The sequence below is a fragment of the Microcoleus sp. N9_A1 genome (assembly GCF_036701795.1).
Taxonomy (GTDB): Bacteria; Cyanobacteriota; Cyanobacteriia; order Cyanobacteriales; family Microcoleaceae; genus Microcoleus.
Genome location: NZ_JAUBRI010000026.1, coordinates 49,724 through 68,368 on the forward strand (window position 1 = coordinate 49,724; position 18,645 = coordinate 68,368).

Below are 18,645 nucleotides of genomic sequence, written 5' to 3' on the forward strand. Positions count from 1 at the left end.
GCGGAACATATTGAAAATCCAGACATCTATACTATAAAACAATCAAAAATGAATGATGAAAAAATGACCGATCGCCCAAGAGTAGATTATGAAACCGCATGGGATAGTTACGCCCAACAGTGGCAAAAAACTAATGCCGAACTTGCCCATATTGGCGACGAATGGATAGGTAAAGCTGCAGGTGCCGCCAACTCCTTAACCGAATACGAAGCGCTGATCGAACAGCAATTTATTGCACCGTACATCAAAAAAGAACATCGGGTTTTAGAAATTGGTATCGGTGGCGGAAAAACTGGTTCCCTGCTGCTGAAATATTGCGATCGCCTAATTTGCGCCGACATTTCCAGTCAAATGCTGCAAGCCGCCCGATCGCGCTTGGGAGACGATCGCGTTTCCTACGTCAAACTCGACGGTTTAACATTAGACGGCATCACCCCCGGTGCAGCCGATGTCTGCTTTTGCTACGATACAATGGTACACGTAGAACCCGTAGACATATTCAACTACCTAACACGCATTCCCAAACTGCTGCGGGGCGATCGCCTTTGCGTCTTTCACCACGGCAATATTCTCACCGAATTGGGCTGGGAAAAATTCGCCAGCGAGTGGGATAAAAACTTATTGGGACGCAGAGATGGCACTGCATTCTCAGTAATGACTGATACAATTATGGAAAAATTTCTCAACCATTTAAACTATGAAATCATCCTGAAAAACACCGAATCTGTCCCGCGAGATTGCGTCTGGATCTGCAAAGCGCCAGTCAGTAGTTAGGAGTCAATAGTCATTAGTCATTAGTCATTAGTTAGGAGTCAGTTGGTAGGGGCGGTGCCCCCGTGCGGGCCCTCTTGGTAGTCATCAGTTAGGAGTCATCAGTCATTAGTTAGTTGTTATTGGTAAGAGTTAACGAATCACCAACAGACAACATTCAACAGTCAACAGTCAACAGTCAACAGTTAACAGCCAACAGCCAACAGTCAACAGTCAACAGTCAACAGACAACAGTCAATGAAAGCATTATTTCTTCACCCAAACTTCCCCGCCCAGTACCGCCACATAATCACGGCTTTAGGCGCAGATCCCAAAAATCAGATTGTTTTCGGCACTAAAAACGAGCGTCCCGAATGGAACATTCCCGGCGTTCGCAAAGCAGCATTTACACCAAGCCGCGAACCTAACCCGCAGACTCACCAATACGTCCGCCCTTTAGAAAGTGCCGTCATCTACGGACAAGCCGTGTTTAGAATGGCAGAACAACTCAAAGCAGACGGTTTTGTACCCGATATTATTTGCGGACATTCCGGTTGGGGGCCGACACTGTTTGTCAAAGAAGCTTTTCCAAATACGCCGCTTTTGTGTTATTTCGAGTGGTTTTATCACTCTATTGGTTCCGACGCAGATTTTGATCCGGCGGAACCTTTAACAGTTGACGACATGGCGAGAATTAGAATCAAAAATGCGCCGATTTTGATCGATTTATACTCTTGCGATTGGGGTTTGTCGCCTACATACTGGCAGCGATCGCAATTTCCCCCAGAATTGCAGCAAAAATTGTCCGTACTCCACGACGGCGTAGATACAGATTACTTCAAACCCGATCCAGGCGCTAAACTAATTTTACCCAACTTAGATTTGTCCGGCGTTGATGAAATTGTTACCTATGTATCGCGGGGAATGGAACCTTATCGGGGCTTTCCAGAGTTCATTGAGTCGATCGCCTACGTGCAAGAACGCCGCCCCAACTGTCACGTAGTTGTTGTTGGTTCAGACAGAGTTTGTTACGGCCGTTCGTTACCAAATGGCGAGTCTTACAAAGACCATATGCTCAAAAAAGTGCCGCTAGATATGTCGCGAGTTCACTTTGTTGGGCCGCTACCTTACGGACTGTATTTAAAAGTAATTCAAGCATCGGACGTACACGTTTATTTAACCAGACCTTTCGTGCTATCTTGGTCGATGATTGAATCTTTATCGGCAGGATGTTTAGTAATCGGTTCCGACACCGGGCCCGTGAGAGAAGTTATCCGCGACGGAGAGAACGGTTTAATCGTCGATTACTTCTCGCCGAAACAAGTAGCCGATCGCATTGACGAAGTTTTAGACCATCCTACCCGCATGGCAGAAATTCGCGTCAAAGCCCGTCAAACCGCTCTAGAACGCTACAGTTTAACTAAAATGCTGCCGCAGCAATTACAATTGATCGAGCAAGTAGCAAATCGTTCCATGCCACCTACAGTTGGTATGGAACCAGAACGGGAATTAGCAGCATCTTTTGCAGTGAGAATTTAGCAATAAAGTTAGTCAGGACTACGCGCTGCATAATAGCGGGATGATTTTGATTTTTTTTGTGGGATGGGCGTCCCGCCCGTCCGGCTTATTTTCGGGCCTTCCATAATGGAAGGCAGTCCGTTAATCATTTCTAGGCTAGTCGCAAACTAGCTTCCAGAGCAATAGACCTCTTGCAAAAAAAATCTATGTTATACCAATTTCCTAAAGTTCGGCTACAGATATAGCCTCTAAAATGAACGGATATCCCGTCAAAGAAGCAATGACTTCATTTGTTAACTTTTCTAATTCTTTTTGCACCGCATCTCTCAACCATTCTATATTATCAAATCTAACCATTTCAATTGTTCTTTTATACAGCAGATTCCATGTATATATGATACACTGTATTGAGTAGATTAGCGAAAAAAATGAAAGCTTATTCGATTGAGTTTCGTGAGAAAATAGTTAAAATACAGCGGATTCCAGGCTCATGAACTACAGTAGCAGCAGCTTGTAAACCAGTTTTTAAAGTGCTTAATATTGACTAAATCAAGCGCAGTAGCAAGTATTACATCAACCATCTTGGTAGTGGTTGGTGAAAACTGACGTAAAAAAGCTGGTAGTCCTGCATAGTCAGGACGACGCCAATTTTAACAGAAAAAAGTGGCTGTACTTGCTTGAAAGTACCGATTTTTGTTACTATTGTTAAAACCCAACTAAATTTTTATGAAATCAACTACTAGGGCGCTGAAAGAATGGAATGTAGCAGTTAATGCTTTGGAACAAGGTCAAACGATTGTGCTGTTGCGGAAGGGGGGAATTCGCGAGCAAGCCGGACAGTTTAATGTTGGTGACAAACAGGTTTTGCTGTATCCAACTTTTGAACACCAACAGCCGGATTTATTAAAACCGGAGTTTGCAGAGCAAGTAAAAACTGTCGAATCTGGCTGGCATCCTGAAGTTATTAGAATTGGCAGTTGGGCGGAGATTACCGATGTTTTTTTGGTAGCTTGGGAACCAGCCATTACTGCGCTGTTTCCTTATCATATTTGGAATGAAGAATTTGTTAGCGATCGCCTGAAATGGAAACAAACTCAGCCCATTTATATTTTATTGCTGCGGGCTTACCGCCTTGCAGAAATCCGCGAAATTCCCTACATTCCTGAATACGGCGGTTGCCGTTCTTGGATCGATTTGGCAGATGCTATTTCGCTGGAGGGAAGCCAAGCTGTTTTGAGCGATCGAGAGTACCTTGAACGCTCAAATGAAATCCGCAATCTGATAGCAAATCCTGCGAATGCTTCTGGTTCGCAGAGAGTGACAACGCTGACGGAAGGTAGCCAGGATTTTAGTCCTCATTAATAGTTTTTAAGGTACTTTTCGAGAGGCGCGCTTCTACAAAACCCAATCCAAAATCCGCAGCTAAGGCCATTAAAGCCGCCGGAATTGCCCCAGCCAAAAGTAACTGATTGTTGACGGTAGCAACGCCGCGAAAAATAAACACCCCCAAGCCACCCGCGCCAATTGCAGCGGCGATTGTAGCGAGTCCGATCGCAATTACTGCTGCAACTCGCACGCCCGCCAGAATTACGCTCAGTGCCAGGGGAATTTCCACTTGCCATAACAGTTGTATATCAGTCATTCCCATGCCTCTTCCGGCTTCCGTAATCGCTGGATCGATGCCGACAATACCAGTATAAGTATTGCGGATAATTGGCAGTAAAGAATACAGAGTGAGGGCGATGATTGCAGTGCGATCGCCTATTCCACCCACTACTGGCACCGGGATTAGCAAGCCAAACAAAGCTAAACTGGGAATTGTTTGCATAATATTAGCAAATCCCAAAATTGGCTTTTTCAATTTGGGTTTTCTGGTGACTAAAATTCCTAGGGGCATCCCCACAATAATAGCGATAAAAATTGCAACAGTTACTAAATATAAGTGTTCACTGGCGCGCTGAATTATCTCAGCGCCATAGCGGTTGATAAAATTGATCATTGGGTAATTGGTTATTACTGATTGCTGTCAATCTTATAAATCATTTTCCATTTCAGGACTTGGTTCACCAGGATAGAAGCGAGAATCCAGAATTTCCTCTAAGCTGTAAAGGCAATTTTGAGGAAATGTTTTGAGAGGTAAATCGGTTTCTCCTACTGCCAAATCTCTACCGTTTTGATAAGCTTCTTGGAAAGCTTCTTGCAAGTAAGGTTTCAGACTTGGGTTATCTTGTATCAGTCTCTGAGTGTCCCGCCGCTGCACTCGAATTGTAGACAGCCAGCTACGACTCCGCTGCTGGGGCTGATATTGCCACTTCAGCAAATGTCCCAGCAAAATGCTCAAACGATTTCTAATTTCTTGACGTTCCTGTTTGCCCAAAGATTCAATCTCCTCAATTAAATTTGGCAAGTCAAGTTGACTCCACTGACACTTGCGAAGTAACTTGGCTTGTTCTTGCGTCCAAGCATAGAAGTCTGTCTCGTAAAGACTGTGCATCGTTTGATTATCAGCTTAGTTACTAAAACTATATTATCAAATTTTTGCTAAATTATTCAAATTTAGCTACTTGCAAACATTCAAGAAATGCGCGAGCTTCTGGATGCTGAGATTTTAAAAAATCATCCGGCGAACCCAATTCAACCAATCGTCCATCCTGCATTAAACCAATTTTAGAAGCTAACAAAAAAGCTTCTTGAATGCCGTGAGTTACAAAAATCACAGTTTTACCCAGTTGCTGCTGCAATTGACCGAATTCTCGCTGCAATTCCAGACGAGTAATGGGGTCTAAAGCACCAAACGGTTCGTCCATTAACAATATCGGAGGGTCAGCCGCCAGTGCTCTAGCGACGCCTACCCGCTGCCGCTGTCCGCCGGATAACTGATGGGGATAGCGTTTGGCGAAATGCTGGGGGTCGAGGTTGACTAATTCTAACAGTTGCCGGACGCGAGATTGAATACGATCGCCCTCCCAACCTTCCAATTTCGGCACTAAACCGACGTTTTGCTCGACGGTAAAATGGGGAAATAAACCGATTTCTTGAATCACATAGCCAATTTTTCTGCGTAGTTGAATTGGGTTCCACTGAGTTGTTGGTTTTCCCATGACAAGAACTTCGCCGCTGCTTGGCGTCAGTAAATTGTTAATCAATTTTATGGTAGTAGTTTTGCCACTACCGCTGCGTCCCAGCAATACTAAAACTTCTCCTTGCAGCACTTTGAAATTGAGTTTGTCTACTAAATGCCTGCGGTTGAGACGATATGTAACGTCGAGGCATTCGACAGCAACTTCATTATTGAGAGGCATGATTAGCTCCGGTGATTTGGGTTTTCAGGAATTTTAGGACTTACAGACAAGGGGCTAGAAACCAGGTTTTTTTCTTAGATAATTTGCTGCTTTACCCAAGATTTGGCAGAGAAACCGGGTTTATGAGCGTAAGTCCTAAAATTCAAATCAGCGAGCAGCGGGGGACAATTGCCAATTCTAAAATCTAAAATTTAAAATCAACTTGATTTTGCCATTCTAGCAGTAATGCTCGACATTGGAGGCAAGTTAATTTTTTAAGCAAGTCGCGAATTCCGTCTGGGGTGACAGGATATTCAGCACCGATAAGTTCAGGGTTGACTGTTGCTGTAGGGTGCAATTCTGCAACAAAACCGTAGAGTTTTTGATTGGAGAAGGAACTGTTTATTGCCCAGCCGACGGTGTTAATGGGTTCCATGCGGGCGATCGCGCTTTCTGTCACGCCTAGTTCTTTCTTGAGTATAGCTGGAACAGCCGCTGCTGGCGTGGATTGGGCTGGTACGCGACCGCCGGGAAAATCCAGGGTTGCTTCTGCCACGCCGGGGCGATACATCGGTGGGGGAAACAGCAATTTGTCAGCTTGAATGGTCAAGATTACAACTGAATCAGCTCTTTCTACTCGCCAATATTCTACTGTTTGCCCTTCGGTCGTTTCGAGATGTTCGGCGATTAGTTTTACCCAATGAGAGTTGATTTCTACAAAGCGGTCCAGAGTTTTCCACTGAGATTTGGCAGTTTGGTTCATGTTGACAGTTGACAGTTGACCAAAGGAAGAGGGAAGAGGGAAGAAGGAATTAAGAACCTCCTAAGCGTCGGGTGCGGTTGCTATGAATCCGATGTTTTTACGATCGTAATCGATCGCTACCGATCGCAACAATAGCCGATCGACCTTTTCAGCTTTGAGCCTGTGTTTTCCTCTCGATTGTAAATTTTTGCTACAAGGCTACACATTTGCCTAGATAATTCCGTAACATAGACTACATAATCAAAGTTTATCTGCGCCTTCGCTCTGCGTTGTTTCAACCGCGCCCTGGTGCAGACTCTTAGCTAGACAGGAGTAGTTATGCAACTGCAAACAGATATTCGTACTTGGCAATCTCAAGCAACGCCCGGAAGCTTCGCCGGTGTCCGCGACTGGGAAAAATTTGGCTGCGCCGTACCTGCACCAAAATTGGCTCCTTCTATGTGGGTTAAATTGTTCAATCCGCCAACCGCATTCAGCTTTGACGAAGCGTGGCTGTTGTGTGAATGTTCGGAAGAAAAGTGGCTAGCTTGGATTCCTGATTATGGGGAAATTTTACTGAGTACACATGAATTTTGCGCTACTAAATCGTGAATTACCCAGACAAACTTTGATAAACCAGGTGTTAAAATCCATATCCCTCGGGTTCCACGGGATTTTTTGGGAAAAATCTGGTTTCTGCGTAATTATGTCGTTTGCAGTGAGGAATGCAAGTCCTTATCACAGTTTAAGGACTTGCATTCCTCACTACAAACCTCTTATATGATGTCGTTTCAGCCGATATCATAGAATTCCTAATCCAATACGGTTCACTTAACATATTTATGCCCCGGAGATCCCCCTAAATCCCCCTTAAGAAGGGGGACTTTGAGGGCATTCTTGTCCCCCCCTTTTTAAGGGGGGTTAGGGGGATCTGTCTTAAGTGAACCGTATTGAGTCCTAATCGATATTAATTGAAATTTCGCTAACAAAAAGAGCAATAGAAAACCTATTGCTCTTTTTGTTCAAAAACACTCTCTAGTTTTTATCTGTAGATAGCGGAAGTTATATCAACTGGCCTCGATTGACCCCAATATCGCTGCGGTGACGGGTTTAGTGTATAGATGCTTGCATGGGAGATATTGGTGAACCCGCCCTTACAGCAATTACGGTCAATTTAGCCCCTGTGATATTGCTGGCTTATTTGCAAACTGCACGGTTATTTGCATTTCTGACAATCGTGCCTACTCTACCATTAATCTGAATCGGGTTCTTAGTGCTGGCTCGAATCAACAGCGGTTGTTTGGCAAGACATTCTCTGATTGATGCTGCCCAGGCGGTGAGAGCTCCGGTGTATTCTGTACGACCCGCTGGGGCGCGAAACTGATCGGTAATTAGGAAATCCGAGGTGATGCTAGTGTCAGTACCAACATTGGTAATAATTGGAAAGTCAAAGGCTTTAGGCAAGGTTCGGTCTTGGATTCTGCCCGGTACCAACTGATATTTCTTCGAGCCACCCTTGTAGTCAATACCTGCTTGAGGGCTGGTGGGAGGGCTGGTTTGAGCCAAGGCGGAAACAGGCAAGCTTGCTACCAAAACGGTGCAGCAACTCCAAAATAATTTCGATTTCATCTGATTCATCTCCTCAACTTTATGATGATTAGCACTAATTAGGTAGGTTCTAAAAACAGTAGCTTTTATGAAAAAAGCGCCTCATGACATTGAGCTTTTGAGTTTGAGTTTAACCTGCCTAATTTATTACCAAACATTCTCAAAAATGTTAAAACTGGTTGGCCTGACAAACTGTAGAAAAGTTTCAGTTGAGTTAGATATTTACACATCTGAAGTTGTTACAGCATTGGGGAGTCGGTTTTACCAGAATGATTCATTTTCGAGCGATGTCATTGGAACTTTATCAAATTTTGTCTCAGATATCAAGTTTTGCCGATCGCACATCGCATCTTAACACTGTCCCAGCAGGTCGATCGCCCTTTGAGTGTTACGCGCTATACCAGGACGAGAAAGATGCTACAGTGCATCGATGGGCGTTTGAGTGTTTTCAAGCGACAATAGGCAGAGAAGGGGCTTGAAAATAGGTGAATTTAGTGGAAGATAGCAAGATTATAGACTTATCGGAAATTATGGGTGTTCCCGCGGCTCCTGCGGGTTACAAATCGGGCTTTGTGGGTATTATCGGGCGGCCGAATGTTGGCAAATCCACGCTGATGAATCAGTTGGTGGGGCAGAAAATTGCGATTACTTCGCCGGTGTCTCAGACGACGCGCAACAGGCTGCGGGGCATCCTGACGACACCTGAAGCACAAATTATTTTTGTCGATACTCCCGGAATTCACAAGCCGCACCACCAATTGGGTAAGGTTTTGGTGCAGAATGCGCGCACTGCGATTCAGTCTGTGGATGTGGTGCTGTTTGTGGTGGATGGTTCGGTGGAATCGGGTGGGGGCGATCGATATATTATAGAAATTCTCAGCAATTGCAAAATTCCGGTGATTTTGGGGATGAATAAGTTGGACGAACAACCGGAGGATTCCGTGTTGATCGATCGCACTTACGAGCAAATTGTCAATCCTGAGTGGCCAGTCGTCAAGTTCTCGGCTCTCACGGGCGAAGGTGTCGAACCGCTGCAACAATTGTTAATCGAACATTTGGAGGTTGGGCCTTATTATTATCCGCCAGATTTGGTGACTGACCAGCCGGAACGCTTTATTATGGGCGAATTGATTCGGGAACAGATTTTGCTGCTGACGCGGGAAGAAGTACCGCATTCTGTAGCAATTGCGATCGACATTGTTCAAGAAGAAGCGAAAATTACCCGCATTCTGGCGACGATTCACGTCGAACGGGATTCCCAAAAAGGTATTTTAATCGGTAAAAGCGGCAGTATGCTCAAGTCGATCGGCAGTGCGGCCCGGGAACAGATTCAAAAGTTAATTGAAGGCAAAGTATACTTGGAGTTATTTGTCAAGGTGCAGCCGAAGTGGCGGCAGTCGCGCACTCGTTTGGCGGAATTGGGCTATCGGGTGGAAGAGTGAAACTTTGGCAGTTGGCAGTTGGGGTTCTTCCGTTCTATGAATCAAGAATCGAGCACGACTTTCGCTCTGAGAGAGTTTCATCGGGGCCGAAGAGTCGGTACAAACTCCCGCTTAACAACTAGAACGCCATTCCAACAACAGTACAGTAAACTGAGAGCAGCCCCATTCGCCCCAGTTGACCTATGCCGCGTTGGTTCAATACTGCTGGCCCATGCCGCGATGACATCCACTATCTGCTTCCTGCCACCCGTCGCCTCCCGAATTTAGAGCGACTGATTGCTCCGCAAAGCTATTTCGTCATCCATGCACCCCGGCAAGTGGGGAAAACCACCGCTATGCTGGCGTTAGCCAAACAACTCACCGAAAGCGGACAATATACAGCCGTGATGCTGTCAGTTGAAGTGGGCGCACCCTTCAGTCAAGACATCGCGGGTGCAGAAGAGGCGATTCTCGGTGCTTGGCGAGACAATATTTCCGTCCGCCTCCCACCCGAATTACAACCGCCTGACTGGACAGCGATGCAGTCGGGACAGAAAATTCGGGCTGCTTTACAAGCTTGGGCACAAGTTTCATCTCGTCCTTTGGTGGTTTTCATCGATGAAATTGACGCACTACAAGACCAAGCTTTGATTTCTATTCTGCGACAACTGCGCGATGGTTATCCCAATCGCCCGAAAGCGTTTCCGCAATCGGTGGGTTTAATTGGTTTGCGGGATGTTCGCGATTACAAAGTGGCTGCAGGGGGAAGCGATCGACTCAATACCTCCAGTCCGTTTAATATTAAAGTGCGATCAATTACTCTGAGAGATTTTAATGCAGAAGAAGTCGCGGAACTTTACGCGCAACATACCCAAGATACCGGACAAGTTTTTACACCTGAAGCCGTAGCATTAGCTTTTGAACTGACTCAGGGACAACCTTGGTTAGTGAATGCTTTAGCTAAGGAAATTGTAGAAGAATTAGTAGCAGATGAATCTATAGAAATTACACCCGAACATATTTTATCAGCTAAAGAAATTTTAATACAACGGCAAGATACGCATTTGGATAGTTTGGCAGAACGACTCAGAGAAAACCGAGTCAAAGCCATTATCGAGCCGATGTTGGCGGGTTTGGAACTGGGCAATATCCCCAATGATGATATTCAGTTTTTAATCGATTTGGGTTTGTGTAAGATGGATGTTCAGGGTGGATTGACGATCGCCAACCCAATTTATCGCGAAGTTTTGCCCCGCGTGCTCACCGTAACGCCAATGGCTTCTCTGCCCCAAATTGCACCGAGTTGGTTGACTCATGAAGGCAAATTAGACACGCAAGCGTTACTCAAAACTTTTCTAGAATTTTGGCTACAGCATGGCGAACCGTTACTCAAAAGTGCATCTTATCCCGAAATTGCACCGCATTTAGTGTTGATGGCATTTCTGCATCGGGTAATTAATGGTGTGGGAACATTGGAGCGGGAATATGCGATCGGACGCGACAGAATGGATTTATGTTTGCGTTATGGTGAGGTAACATTGGGAATTGAACTGAAGGTTTGGCGAACTCGAAAAGTCGATCCGTTGAGTAAAGGGTTGGAACAGTTAGATGGATATTTGGCTCGATTGAGAGAAGATGAAGGGTGGTTGGTGATATTCGATCGGCGCGAGAATGCGCTCGAATTAGAAGAGCGATTGAAAACTGAAATTCATCTGACACCAATGGGGCGAACCGTTACAGTTATTCGTGCGTGAAGAAGTTCTGATGAATGTCTCGATTTTTGCGATCGCCGAGAGTGTGCGATCGACTCTAATCTAAAATATAATTAAGAAGGGGTTGACATACACGATCGAGCTGCGGTATTACTCGATTATATCCAGTATTGTACCGCAACTGCAATACAATTATTCGATCGCGCACCCATGTAACAAGCTAGTATATCTAATCTTTTCGCCAAACCTCAAACGAGGAGATTCTCAAAAATTCCAACTATGAACTACCGAAACCACATCACGATCGAGGCAAATAAACGCGGTGGTAAGCCTTGTGTGCGCGGCTTGCGAATTACGGTTTATGAAGTGCTTGAGTACCTGGCTTCCGAGATGACCGAAGCAGAAATTCTCGACGATTTTCCCGATTTGACGCGAGAAGATTTAAAAGCCTGCATAGCTTATGCTGCTGACCGCGAGCGTCGGTTTATGACCGCGACCTTATCGGCATGAAATTACTTTTTGATGAAAACTTGTCGCCCAAGTTGCCGAATCGTTTGAGCGATATTTTCCCAAATTAGCTTCACGTCCTTTGATGTGGGCATGAAAGCAACGATCGACCCAATAGTTTGGGATTATGCAAAAGACAATAATTTGATGATTGTCTCGAAAGACGCGGATATGCACGATCTGAGCTTAGTATTTGGGAATCCACCGAAAGTTATTTGGCTTTGTCTTGGAAACTGTTCGACATTGCAAATTGAAAATTTGCTGCGTCAGAATTTTAACGCGATCGAATTATTTTATGAAGACGATAATTTATCGCTGCTTGCTTTATCATAATGCACCGATCGCCGAGAGTGTGCGATCGACTCTAATCTCAAAGATAATAAAGATAGCTTTTTTCAGTGCGACGGCTTAAGTGTTTAAGTTGAATTGTGCGGCGAACTCGATCGAGGAAAGGAGATTCTGATGGGGAGTAAGAAGGAGTTGACCTACGTCCTCGATCTGCGGTATTATTCGATTTTATCCAGTATTGTACCGCAACTGCGATACAATTATAAGTTAGGCTACCTTGAAAGTTTCTTTTGTCAGCAGGAAAATCCTGTTTATAGTGTAGTCATGCCCCTTTATGGTAAGTGAAGAGAATTAGCTTTATGACAATAGACTTCGGCAGTATCAAAGGCTACAATCCTGATAGAGGATTTGGGTTTGTCGGTCATACTTTTTTTAATCCTGATGGAAAAGTTTTCTTCCATATCAAAAAAATCAAGAAAAAACATCCTGAATTAGCTCAAAAATTGGACATTGGCGAAGCTTTTGAAACAGTCAATTTCTGGTATGAAATTGAAACCACCGAAAAAGGCGAACAAGTTAGTAAGCTTTGGCTAAACGCAGACAATATCCCTCAAAGTTACAAAAATGAATTATCTGGTTTGATCCAAAAAGTAGAGAGTATCTGGAAAAATATAGGCTCTCCAAAACCTAGTTTCCTTGACCTTGTAACGATAGACTTGGTTGGAGTTGATCGCAAACATGAACTAAGTGTTGAGCGAGATAACTTAGAGAGTCAGCTTAGAGCGGCAGAGGAGGAGCAACGCAGGGAAGCAGAGGAGGAGCGACGCAGGGAGGCAGATGAGGAGCGACGCAGGGAGGCAGATGAGGAGCGACGCAGGGAGGCAGATGAGAAGCGACGCAGGGACGCACGTATTGAGTTGTTGCTACTACTAAAGGAGCTGCGTCCTTTAAAATTTAAATATAGTAATCAACTCTCAGCTTATATTGTAAACAATCAACTTGGTTATAGATATCCAAATATCTCAGGTATTGTAACAATGGCAGAAGAAGGTAGACAATGGGATTTTAAGGGGGGATTTTCTAAAGAAGTTTATAAAATTATTTGTAGGGAACTCGGTTTGGCAAACCAGGGGACGGGTGCTACAGCAATAGATTTTGAATCATTTCAACAACTATCAAATAGGATGAGACAGAAATGAGTAAACCCTATTACAAAAATAAACTTACAGACAATTATGGTGTTCTTGAAGGGCTGGTATGGTCAAATCAGTCTTCCTACCTCCAACTGAGGCTTGTAAGCGCTGTTGACGGAGAGATTGAGTTGAGTTACCAGTACGAAGATGTTACGACTGAAAATCTAGTTGAAGTCTCATCGGAGGAAGTTCAAAAGGCTCTATTGGGTTTTTAGTTAAGTTGTTGAAGCCCGCCTAACACTGCGTTGGTGCGGACGGAACAGAGGTTATCGGTGGGTGATCTAACCTGTCTGCCGCCGCTCACTTTAGCCGTTATCTCATAAACCCTGCCTCACCTTGGAGATGATTCGGAAGCTCGATCGCGAGTTTGACCTACAAAAAATTGGTAGGATCGGGCAAGGTCGGAGAGCGATCGCCTGATTCAGGAATTTTGTCAGGAGTTGGGGATTGAGGTGAATTTATAATTTAGGCAATAAAAAATAATTTTTGCTAAATTGTTAACAACACTCAAAAAAAGTGAACACCATGCTTAACCTCTCCCATAGCCGTCCTCTGAACCAATTTCAACAGGAAGCTGCTGAGTTGCTTCATCAGTTTGAAACAGATAAAACACCAATCGTAATCACCATTAATGGTAAAGCGGTTGCTGTGCTTCAGGATGCGGAAAGTTATGAAAAACTACTTAATCGGTTAGAACTTCTTGAAACTCTTGCAGGTATTCGTCAAAGCTTAGGGGAATTCGATCGAGGCGAAGGGGTTTCTATTCATCAAGTTTAGGGAAGGGGGGAGTATTTTCAAAGATGGAAACTCAACTATACGAGAAATTCATTCAAAAGGTAATTATTTTAGGTAAACAAAAGGAATTCTCATTAACCTCTTCGATCGACAACTATTTAATCATGAATTATCGGCTTAAATTAGAACGAATCGATAAACTAAAAGCTTGGCTAGATGGGTTTAGACCGTTCGATTCCACCCTCGTCGCCGAACTCAAAAAGCTCTATGATGTTCGCTTTACTTATAACTCAAATGCCATTGAGGGTAATACTTTAACCCAAAGTGAAACGGAATTAGTTTTAACGAAGGGCATTACTGTGGGGGGCAAAACCCTTGACGAACATTTAGAAGTTATTGGACATAAGGAGGCGATCGATTATATTGAAAATTTAGCCCAAAGGGATACGGAGATTAATGAATGGGAAATAAAGCAAATTCACAATCTTATTCTCCGCAAAATTAACCCGGAGGAAGCGGGTAGTTATCGCACTCTGGATGTGATGGCGGCAGGAACGAACTATCGTTATCCTCCCCATTATTTACTATCTCAATTAATGGGGGATTTTGCGCTTTGGCTCAACTCGGAATCTGCTTTAAGGCTCCATCCAGTCGAATATGTAAGTATCGCTCATTATCGTTTTGTTTCTATCCATCCTTTTCGGGATGGGAATGGTCGAACGGCCAGATTATTAATGAATTTACTCTTAATCCGTGCAGGCTATCCGATTGTGGTGATTGACAACCAAATCCGCAATGATTATATTAATGCTTTAGCCTACGGGCAACAAAACCAAGACGATTTAAGCCAGTTGTTTGCATTGATTTTTGATGCTACGATTAGTTCGCTTGTGGAAGTTTTAAGATTGTTGGTGACTGCAAGTAGCAGCAGGGGAAAGGGACAGGCTTTTTATCAGGAGATTACTGATTTTCTCGATCGCAGCAGTGGTTTAGGGAATGGCGAATAGGTAATGGGTGGGATGTTAAACCAAAAATGTTCCTGCGTACCAATGCTATCTCGCAAACGCTGCCTGACTTTGGAGATGATTCGGAATCTCGATCGAGAGCTTGACAAATCAGAAAATTGGTAGAATAAATAGATACGCTTCGATCGCGCACCATGCAACAAGCTAGTAGATCCAATCTTTTCGCCAAACCTCAAACGAGGAGATTCTCAAATGCCATTGGCTGAACTAATGTCACAGATCCAGGAACTTTCAAAAATTGACAAGCTTCGGCTGATGCAGTTTCTGGCAACAGAACTGGTCAAAGAAGAAGATGCAACAAACTTTTTTTTTGCCGATCGAGAGTATCCGGTCTGGTCGCCTTACAATTGCTCTGAGGCTGCCAATGTTTTAATGAATCTTCTGACGACAAAACAACAAGAACAGAATGGTTGACGCTCAGAGATTTCCCTACAAAATCATTGACAGCAGTCTTGGCATGGTCGATCGAATGCCGTATCTGCCATTGACACAGTTCAATAGCTTATAAAAGCTAGCGTATCAGGGCAGCTTTTTGAGATTGATTCATGTAGAGTAAACTATAAATATGAATTCTCGCAAAGAGGTACATGAAATGACACTAGCTGAAGTGCTTCCGTCCGCACGATTGCTTTCCGCAACAGAAAAACTCAGACTAATTCGGATTCTGGCTGAGGATTTGGATATGGCTGAGGATATTTCACCGTTGGAACCATTTAAAACATATGATTTGCCAACGACCTATGATAGCTTTGGGGCGGGTGCAGTTTTGATGGAAACCCTCAAAAAATCAACACAGAGCAATTGATGTATGCGATTTAAGTATTCAACCACCAGCCCAGCCCAAAATGAGTTTGATAGTTTACCAAGACTGTAATTATCATTACGCCGGGAAGATCGAATAGTTGAATCGATCGGTTTGGTGGATAGTGGGGCTACAGTTAATGTCCTACCTTGCGAACTTGGTCTTCAACTGGGCGGCGTGTGGGAAGATCGCAAAGCCATTATTCAATTAGCTGGTAATCTCGGCAACCAACCAGCAATGCCTTTTTCTGCGATCGCCAGAATTGGAGAATTTCCACCAACTGAATTAGTCTTTGCATGAGTGAAGCGTCCAAATACACCTTTGATTCTGGGGCAGACGAATTTCTTTCTTGAATTTGATGTTTGCTTCTACGGTTCCCAAATGGAATTTGAAGTCAAACCGAAGTCCCCGTAACCATCCAACTAACAAGTTATTGGAGCGGACGCACAGGGTTTTCGCACTTCGTTTTGGTCATATCTGTCGCCACTGAATCGAACCGTTCTCTCGTAAACGCTGCTTCCGCGAGGAGATGGTTCGGAATCTTGATCGAGAATTAAGGATGCCGTAGGAGATTCCGATCGAGCTTTATCCGGCCCAAAAACAAAGAAAAAGCCGCCCTAAAAGGCGACGTACTGAGCCTTGCACTTGATCCTTGCACTGATCCTTGCACTGCCCTTCGACGTAGTTTATCCTGAGCGTAGTCGAAGGGCTCAGGAACCGCGTAGCCGAAGGGTAGCCGAAGGGTAGCCGAAGTGACGGGACTTTAGCACTCCGCTACACTCCGCTTATTACCAACAACTATCAAGGCAACTCAACGGAACTCGGTTTAGCAATGTGAGGCAAGCCCCAGCCCAATTTTTCCCGCAAAATGTGGAAAAACTCAAAAGATTGCACCCGAATAAATCGGGCTTGGTACGGAGCTCGCTCGACTTGCACCCAATCTTCGGGCAGAACATAACATCCGCCGTTCCCGTCTACCACCATTACCAGGCGGTTTGGACTTGCCGGCAAAATCTTGACCGGCTCGGTGTTGGAAAACACCAAAGCCCGCGAAGCCATTGAATGCGGGCAAATAGGCAGCAACTGCAACACCGGCACTCCGGGAATGATGACAGGCCCACCGGCGGAAAGGGCGTAAGCTGTCGATCCTGTCGGAGTCGCGATGATGACTCCATCTGCTGCAATGTCAACAGAGGCGTGCTGACCGATCGCCACTTCAAAATGACACATACAAGTCAGCGGTTCCCGGTGCAGCACCATTTCATTGAGACAAAGAGCTTCCCAGAGGCAGTCGTTTTCTCGAAACAGCCGCACCGCCAGCATCGATCTTTCTTCTATTTCGTATTCTCCGGCGATCGCCTTTTCCAAAGCTTGCGGGAGCAAGTTCAGGTAAGTTTCTGTTAAAAAGCCCATGTGACCGGTATTGACAGTCAGCAGCGGCACTCCGATGGGAGCAACTTGGCGAAATGCCGACAGCACCGTACCGTCGCCGCCCAAAACCACTGCAAACTCCATGTCGCTGTCAAAACCGGGGGGGACGAGTTGGTCGATCGGAGTATGGCACATCGGGCGATCGGGGCTAGAATAGCCCAAAATTCCCCCGGCACCGGAAACCGCGCAGACCTCCCAGCCGCGGGCAGTCAGCTTGTCTTTCAACTCTTCGGCGATGCGACAAGAGACTGGTTTAACGTCGTTGTATATAATTCCAGCTTTCGGCACTTTAAAAAGTAAAGGGCATTTTTTGTTTACTCCGTTTTTTAGTCTTAAGCTGCTCGTACTCTATTTCCTTGAGCTTCTTCATAATCAGATTAAAGTATTCTTCGAGATAAGACTCCAAAGTAGTAGTTTCTTTGGGGTCGATTCCGAAGACGCTGTAAACGTCATCCATCGGAGCTTTCAAGGGTTTTCCGGCTGCTAAAACTTCTGAAAAAGCCAATCTGTCAGCTACGTTCCAACTCCACTGAAAGAACTTAGCAAATTGACGAGTAGCCTGCAACAAGGCATCTGGCGTGCGGGTGATTTTGGCTTGCTTCCCAGAAAGCCGCTCGCACAACCGCACAATTTCCTCAGCATCCCAAGCTCGATTTCCCACTACCGGAAAGGTTTTTTTCTCGGTTTCGGGAACGGTAAGAGCTCGGACGGCAAACTTTGCCACGTCCTGAGTGTTCATATAAGCAAGGGCTGACGGCTTGTTGGGCAGCCAGACTGCCTGACCATCCAAAATCGGCATGGCGTACAGGTTCACCAGTCCTTGCAAAAAGCCGCAAGGTCTCAAGATTGTGTAATCTAGACCGGATTCTGCTAAGAAAAGCTCCGTACAGCGCTTGATTTCCAACAAGGGAACTTGCGGATATTTCTCGGCATCGAGAAAAGAAAAGAATATGTAACGCTTGATGCCTGCTGCTGCTGCTGCTTGGATTAGCGATACTTTTCCGTCCCAGTCTACTCTTTTGATGCTGACAGAATCTGCCGCGCTGGCTGTTGCTGCATCGATGATAGCAGTGACGCCTTCTAGTGCAGGAATCAAGCTGTCGGGCTGACAAAGGTTCCCCGGTACGAGTTCAGCGCCCCATTCTTTCAAAAATGCAGCTTTTCTGTAATTTCTGACTAAACAGCGCACCTGGTAGCCCTCGTCTAGGGCGCGGCGGGCTATTTGGCGGCCGAGAGTGCCGGTGGCACCTAAAATCAATAAAGTCATCTAGGGATTAATGATGAATCTTAAACTTTCAATAAGATGGTATCAGGTTTTTGTTATGTTTTTTATAAAAACTTAACAAAAGCCTGATTTTTTCTCATTTTGGACTTGAAAGCTTCGGCAGCAGGCTGGCTATGGGTGGCAGGCAGAAGCTAGAAGGCTTAATTTAGAAGACTTCTGAATGATTGTTGCAAAAACTTATTCTTCGCCGCCTTGCAGTTTGAGCAGGAGGAAGCCTCCGCCTATACCCACGAAAATTAGGGAAAAGGACAAAAAGGCTGCATTGAAAATTTCAGGATTCATGGTTTTATATGTCTAATTGGGCGATCGCATTAAATAAAGATAATATAATTTGGGGCAACCAGGTA

General features: G+C 44.9%; 25 protein-coding genes. 16 read left to right on the forward strand and 9 right to left on the reverse strand.

From position 1 onward, the window contains the following. Window positions 1-48 precede the first annotated feature (48 nt). Window positions 49-774: a class I SAM-dependent methyltransferase gene (locus QUA58_RS14265; RefSeq protein ID WP_333394593.1), complete on the forward strand. Its 726-nt coding sequence runs from the start codon at window positions 49-51 to the stop codon at window positions 772-774. A gap of 234 nt (window positions 775-1,008) precedes the next feature. After that, complete coding sequence (locus tag QUA58_RS14270; protein ID WP_333251629.1) at window positions 1,009-2,289, forward strand: glycosyltransferase family 4 protein; 1,281 nt, start codon at window positions 1,009-1,011, stop codon at window positions 2,287-2,289. 201 nt (window positions 2,290-2,490) lie between these two features. On the opposite strand, the gene QUA58_RS14275 is transcribed toward QUA58_RS14270, so the two are convergent. Further along, window positions 2,491-2,625 carry a hypothetical protein gene (locus tag QUA58_RS14275; protein ID WP_333394594.1) on the reverse strand — a complete coding sequence of 45 codons (135 nt, stop codon included), beginning with the start codon at window positions 2,623-2,625 and terminating at the stop codon, window positions 2,491-2,493. 369 nt (window positions 2,626-2,994) lie between these two features. Between QUA58_RS14275 and QUA58_RS14280 the strand changes: the two genes are divergently transcribed. Further along, window positions 2,995-3,630, forward strand: coding sequence for a DUF1802 family protein (locus tag QUA58_RS14280; RefSeq protein ID WP_333394595.1), 636 nt, complete (start codon window positions 2,995-2,997; stop codon window positions 3,628-3,630). Here QUA58_RS14280 and QUA58_RS14285 read toward each other — a convergent pair. The 4 genes from QUA58_RS14285 to QUA58_RS14300 all read right to left on the reverse strand — a co-directional run bounded on the left by QUA58_RS14285 (window position 3,617) and on the right by QUA58_RS14300 (window position 6,312). Continuing rightward, window positions 3,617-4,267 (reverse strand): ABC transporter permease, encoded by a 651-nt coding sequence (locus QUA58_RS14285; RefSeq protein ID WP_333251631.1) that lies wholly within the window; start codon window positions 4,265-4,267, stop codon window positions 3,617-3,619. The genes QUA58_RS14280 and QUA58_RS14285 overlap by 14 nt on opposite strands. 33 nt (window positions 4,268-4,300) lie before the next feature. Further along, window positions 4,301-4,762: a DUF29 domain-containing protein gene (locus QUA58_RS14290; protein ID WP_333251632.1), complete on the reverse strand. Its 462-nt coding sequence runs from the start codon at window positions 4,760-4,762 to the stop codon at window positions 4,301-4,303. Between the two features lie 52 nt (window positions 4,763-4,814). Continuing rightward, window positions 4,815-5,570 carry an ATP-binding cassette domain-containing protein gene (locus tag QUA58_RS14295; RefSeq protein ID WP_333394596.1) on the reverse strand — a complete coding sequence of 252 codons (756 nt, stop codon included), beginning with the start codon at window positions 5,568-5,570 and terminating at the stop codon, window positions 4,815-4,817. Window positions 5,571-5,754: 184 nt separating this feature from the next. Beyond that, a complete protein-coding gene (locus tag QUA58_RS14300; RefSeq protein ID WP_333251634.1) occupies window positions 5,755-6,312 on the reverse strand; it encodes an NUDIX hydrolase in 558 nt (185 codons plus the stop codon). A 318-nt stretch (window positions 6,313-6,630) separates the two neighbouring features. Between QUA58_RS14300 and QUA58_RS14305 the strand changes: the two genes are divergently transcribed. After that, window positions 6,631-6,903 (forward strand): hypothetical protein, encoded by a 273-nt coding sequence (locus QUA58_RS14305; RefSeq protein WP_333251635.1) that lies wholly within the window; start codon window positions 6,631-6,633, stop codon window positions 6,901-6,903. Window positions 6,904-7,488: 585 nt separating this feature from the next. Here the strand turns inward: QUA58_RS14305 and QUA58_RS14310 are convergent. Beyond that, entirely contained in the window at window positions 7,489-7,920 is a 432-nt protein-coding gene (locus tag QUA58_RS14310) for a hypothetical protein (RefSeq protein WP_333251636.1), read from the reverse strand. Between the two features lie 248 nt (window positions 7,921-8,168). Between QUA58_RS14310 and QUA58_RS14315 the strand changes: the two genes are divergently transcribed. The 12 genes from QUA58_RS14315 to QUA58_RS14370 all read left to right on the forward strand — a co-directional run bounded on the left by QUA58_RS14315 (window position 8,169) and on the right by QUA58_RS14370 (window position 15,882). Beyond that, on the forward strand, window positions 8,169-8,378 hold the full coding sequence (locus tag QUA58_RS14315; RefSeq protein WP_333251637.1) for a hypothetical protein: 210 nt from the start codon (window positions 8,169-8,171) through the stop codon (window positions 8,376-8,378). A 51-nt stretch (window positions 8,379-8,429) separates the two neighbouring features. Next, the gene (gene era / locus QUA58_RS14320; RefSeq protein ID WP_228042427.1) at window positions 8,430-9,341 is read left to right on the forward strand and encodes a GTPase Era; all 912 of its coding nucleotides are present in this window, start codon (window positions 8,430-8,432) and stop codon (window positions 9,339-9,341) included. A gap of 182 nt (window positions 9,342-9,523) precedes the next feature. Continuing rightward, window positions 9,524-11,074 (forward strand): ATP-binding protein, encoded by a 1,551-nt coding sequence (locus QUA58_RS14325; protein WP_333394597.1) that lies wholly within the window; start codon window positions 9,524-9,526, stop codon window positions 11,072-11,074. A 237-nt stretch (window positions 11,075-11,311) separates the two neighbouring features. Then, window positions 11,312-11,542: a DUF433 domain-containing protein gene (locus tag QUA58_RS14330; protein ID WP_006634608.1), complete on the forward strand. Its 231-nt coding sequence runs from the start codon at window positions 11,312-11,314 to the stop codon at window positions 11,540-11,542. A 90-nt stretch (window positions 11,543-11,632) separates the two neighbouring features. Next, window positions 11,633-11,872: a DUF5615 family PIN-like protein gene (locus tag QUA58_RS14335; RefSeq protein ID WP_333251640.1), complete on the forward strand. Its 240-nt coding sequence runs from the start codon at window positions 11,633-11,635 to the stop codon at window positions 11,870-11,872. A gap of 314 nt (window positions 11,873-12,186) precedes the next feature. Beyond that, the gene (locus QUA58_RS14340) at window positions 12,187-13,026 is read left to right on the forward strand and encodes a hypothetical protein (protein WP_333251642.1); all 840 of its coding nucleotides are present in this window, start codon (window positions 12,187-12,189) and stop codon (window positions 13,024-13,026) included. Beyond that, on the forward strand, window positions 13,023-13,235 hold the full coding sequence (locus tag QUA58_RS14345) for a hypothetical protein (RefSeq protein WP_333251643.1): 213 nt from the start codon (window positions 13,023-13,025) through the stop codon (window positions 13,233-13,235). Before QUA58_RS14340 ends, QUA58_RS14345 begins: the two co-directional genes overlap by 4 nt. A 310-nt stretch (window positions 13,236-13,545) precedes the next feature. Further along, a complete protein-coding gene (locus QUA58_RS14350) occupies window positions 13,546-13,797 on the forward strand; it encodes a type II toxin-antitoxin system Phd/YefM family antitoxin (protein WP_333251675.1) in 252 nt (83 codons plus the stop codon). A gap of 23 nt (window positions 13,798-13,820) precedes the next feature. Next, window positions 13,821-14,762, forward strand: coding sequence for a Fic family protein (locus tag QUA58_RS14355; protein ID WP_333251644.1), 942 nt, complete (start codon window positions 13,821-13,823; stop codon window positions 14,760-14,762). A gap of 210 nt (window positions 14,763-14,972) precedes the next feature. After that, window positions 14,973-15,194: a hypothetical protein gene (locus QUA58_RS14360; RefSeq protein WP_333251645.1), complete on the forward strand. Its 222-nt coding sequence runs from the start codon at window positions 14,973-14,975 to the stop codon at window positions 15,192-15,194. A gap of 151 nt (window positions 15,195-15,345) precedes the next feature. Further along, window positions 15,346-15,585 carry a hypothetical protein gene (locus QUA58_RS14365; protein ID WP_333394598.1) on the forward strand — a complete coding sequence of 80 codons (240 nt, stop codon included), beginning with the start codon at window positions 15,346-15,348 and terminating at the stop codon, window positions 15,583-15,585. A gap of 111 nt (window positions 15,586-15,696) precedes the next feature. Next, window positions 15,697-15,882 (forward strand): hypothetical protein, encoded by a 186-nt coding sequence (locus QUA58_RS14370; protein WP_333251647.1) that lies wholly within the window; start codon window positions 15,697-15,699, stop codon window positions 15,880-15,882. A 501-nt stretch (window positions 15,883-16,383) separates the two neighbouring features. Here QUA58_RS14370 and QUA58_RS14375 read toward each other — a convergent pair. The 3 genes from QUA58_RS14375 to petM form a co-directional block, all read right to left on the reverse strand. After that, entirely contained in the window at window positions 16,384-17,301 is a 918-nt protein-coding gene (locus QUA58_RS14375) for an NAD(+) kinase (RefSeq protein WP_333251648.1), read from the reverse strand. Between the two features lies 1 nt (window position 17,302). Beyond that, window positions 17,303-18,280, reverse strand: a complete 978-nt coding sequence (locus QUA58_RS14380; RefSeq protein ID WP_333251649.1) for an NmrA family NAD(P)-binding protein — start codon at window positions 18,278-18,280, stop codon at window positions 17,303-17,305. A gap of 195 nt (window positions 18,281-18,475) precedes the next feature. Further along, window positions 18,476-18,580 carry a cytochrome b6-f complex subunit PetM gene (gene petM / locus QUA58_RS14385; RefSeq protein ID WP_172189541.1) on the reverse strand — a complete coding sequence of 35 codons (105 nt, stop codon included), beginning with the start codon at window positions 18,578-18,580 and terminating at the stop codon, window positions 18,476-18,478. Window positions 18,581-18,645: the final 65 nt, after the last annotated feature.

Coding starts and splice junctions, on each gene's coding strand:
- QUA58_RS14265 (WP_333394593.1), top strand. CDS start 49: ATGAATGATGAAAAAATGACCGATCGCCCAAGAGTAGATTATGAAACC.
- QUA58_RS14270 (WP_333251629.1), top strand. CDS start 1,009: ATGAAAGCATTATTTCTTCACCCAAACTTCCCCGCCCAGTACCGCCAC.
- QUA58_RS14275 (WP_333394594.1), bottom strand. CDS start 2,625: ATGGTTAGATTTGATAATATAGAATGGTTGAGAGATGCGGTGCAAAAA.
- QUA58_RS14280 (WP_333394595.1), top strand. CDS start 2,995: ATGAAATCAACTACTAGGGCGCTGAAAGAATGGAATGTAGCAGTTAAT.
- QUA58_RS14285 (WP_333251631.1), bottom strand. CDS start 4,267: ATGATCAATTTTATCAACCGCTATGGCGCTGAGATAATTCAGCGCGCC.
- QUA58_RS14290 (WP_333251632.1), bottom strand. CDS start 4,762: ATGCACAGTCTTTACGAGACAGACTTCTATGCTTGGACGCAAGAACAA.
- QUA58_RS14295 (WP_333394596.1), bottom strand. CDS start 5,570: ATGCCTCTCAATAATGAAGTTGCTGTCGAATGCCTCGACGTTACATAT.
- QUA58_RS14300 (WP_333251634.1), bottom strand. CDS start 6,312: ATGAACCAAACTGCCAAATCTCAGTGGAAAACTCTGGACCGCTTTGTA.
- QUA58_RS14305 (WP_333251635.1), top strand. CDS start 6,631: ATGCAACTGCAAACAGATATTCGTACTTGGCAATCTCAAGCAACGCCC.
- QUA58_RS14310 (WP_333251636.1), bottom strand. CDS start 7,920: ATGAAATCGAAATTATTTTGGAGTTGCTGCACCGTTTTGGTAGCAAGC.
- QUA58_RS14315 (WP_333251637.1), top strand. CDS start 8,169: ATGATTCATTTTCGAGCGATGTCATTGGAACTTTATCAAATTTTGTCT.
- era (WP_228042427.1), top strand. CDS start 8,430: ATGGGTGTTCCCGCGGCTCCTGCGGGTTACAAATCGGGCTTTGTGGGT.
- QUA58_RS14325 (WP_333394597.1), top strand. CDS start 9,524: ATGCCGCGTTGGTTCAATACTGCTGGCCCATGCCGCGATGACATCCAC.
- QUA58_RS14330 (WP_006634608.1), top strand. CDS start 11,312: ATGAACTACCGAAACCACATCACGATCGAGGCAAATAAACGCGGTGGT.
- QUA58_RS14335 (WP_333251640.1), top strand. CDS start 11,633: ATGAAAGCAACGATCGACCCAATAGTTTGGGATTATGCAAAAGACAAT.
- QUA58_RS14340 (WP_333251642.1), top strand. CDS start 12,187: ATGACAATAGACTTCGGCAGTATCAAAGGCTACAATCCTGATAGAGGA.
- QUA58_RS14345 (WP_333251643.1), top strand. CDS start 13,023: ATGAGTAAACCCTATTACAAAAATAAACTTACAGACAATTATGGTGTT.
- QUA58_RS14350 (WP_333251675.1), top strand. CDS start 13,546: ATGCTTAACCTCTCCCATAGCCGTCCTCTGAACCAATTTCAACAGGAA.
- QUA58_RS14355 (WP_333251644.1), top strand. CDS start 13,821: ATGGAAACTCAACTATACGAGAAATTCATTCAAAAGGTAATTATTTTA.
- QUA58_RS14360 (WP_333251645.1), top strand. CDS start 14,973: ATGCCATTGGCTGAACTAATGTCACAGATCCAGGAACTTTCAAAAATT.
- QUA58_RS14365 (WP_333394598.1), top strand. CDS start 15,346: ATGAATTCTCGCAAAGAGGTACATGAAATGACACTAGCTGAAGTGCTT.
- QUA58_RS14380 (WP_333251649.1), bottom strand. CDS start 18,280: ATGACTTTATTGATTTTAGGTGCCACCGGCACTCTCGGCCGCCAAATA.
- petM (WP_172189541.1), bottom strand. CDS start 18,580: ATGAATCCTGAAATTTTCAATGCAGCCTTTTTGTCCTTTTCCCTAATT.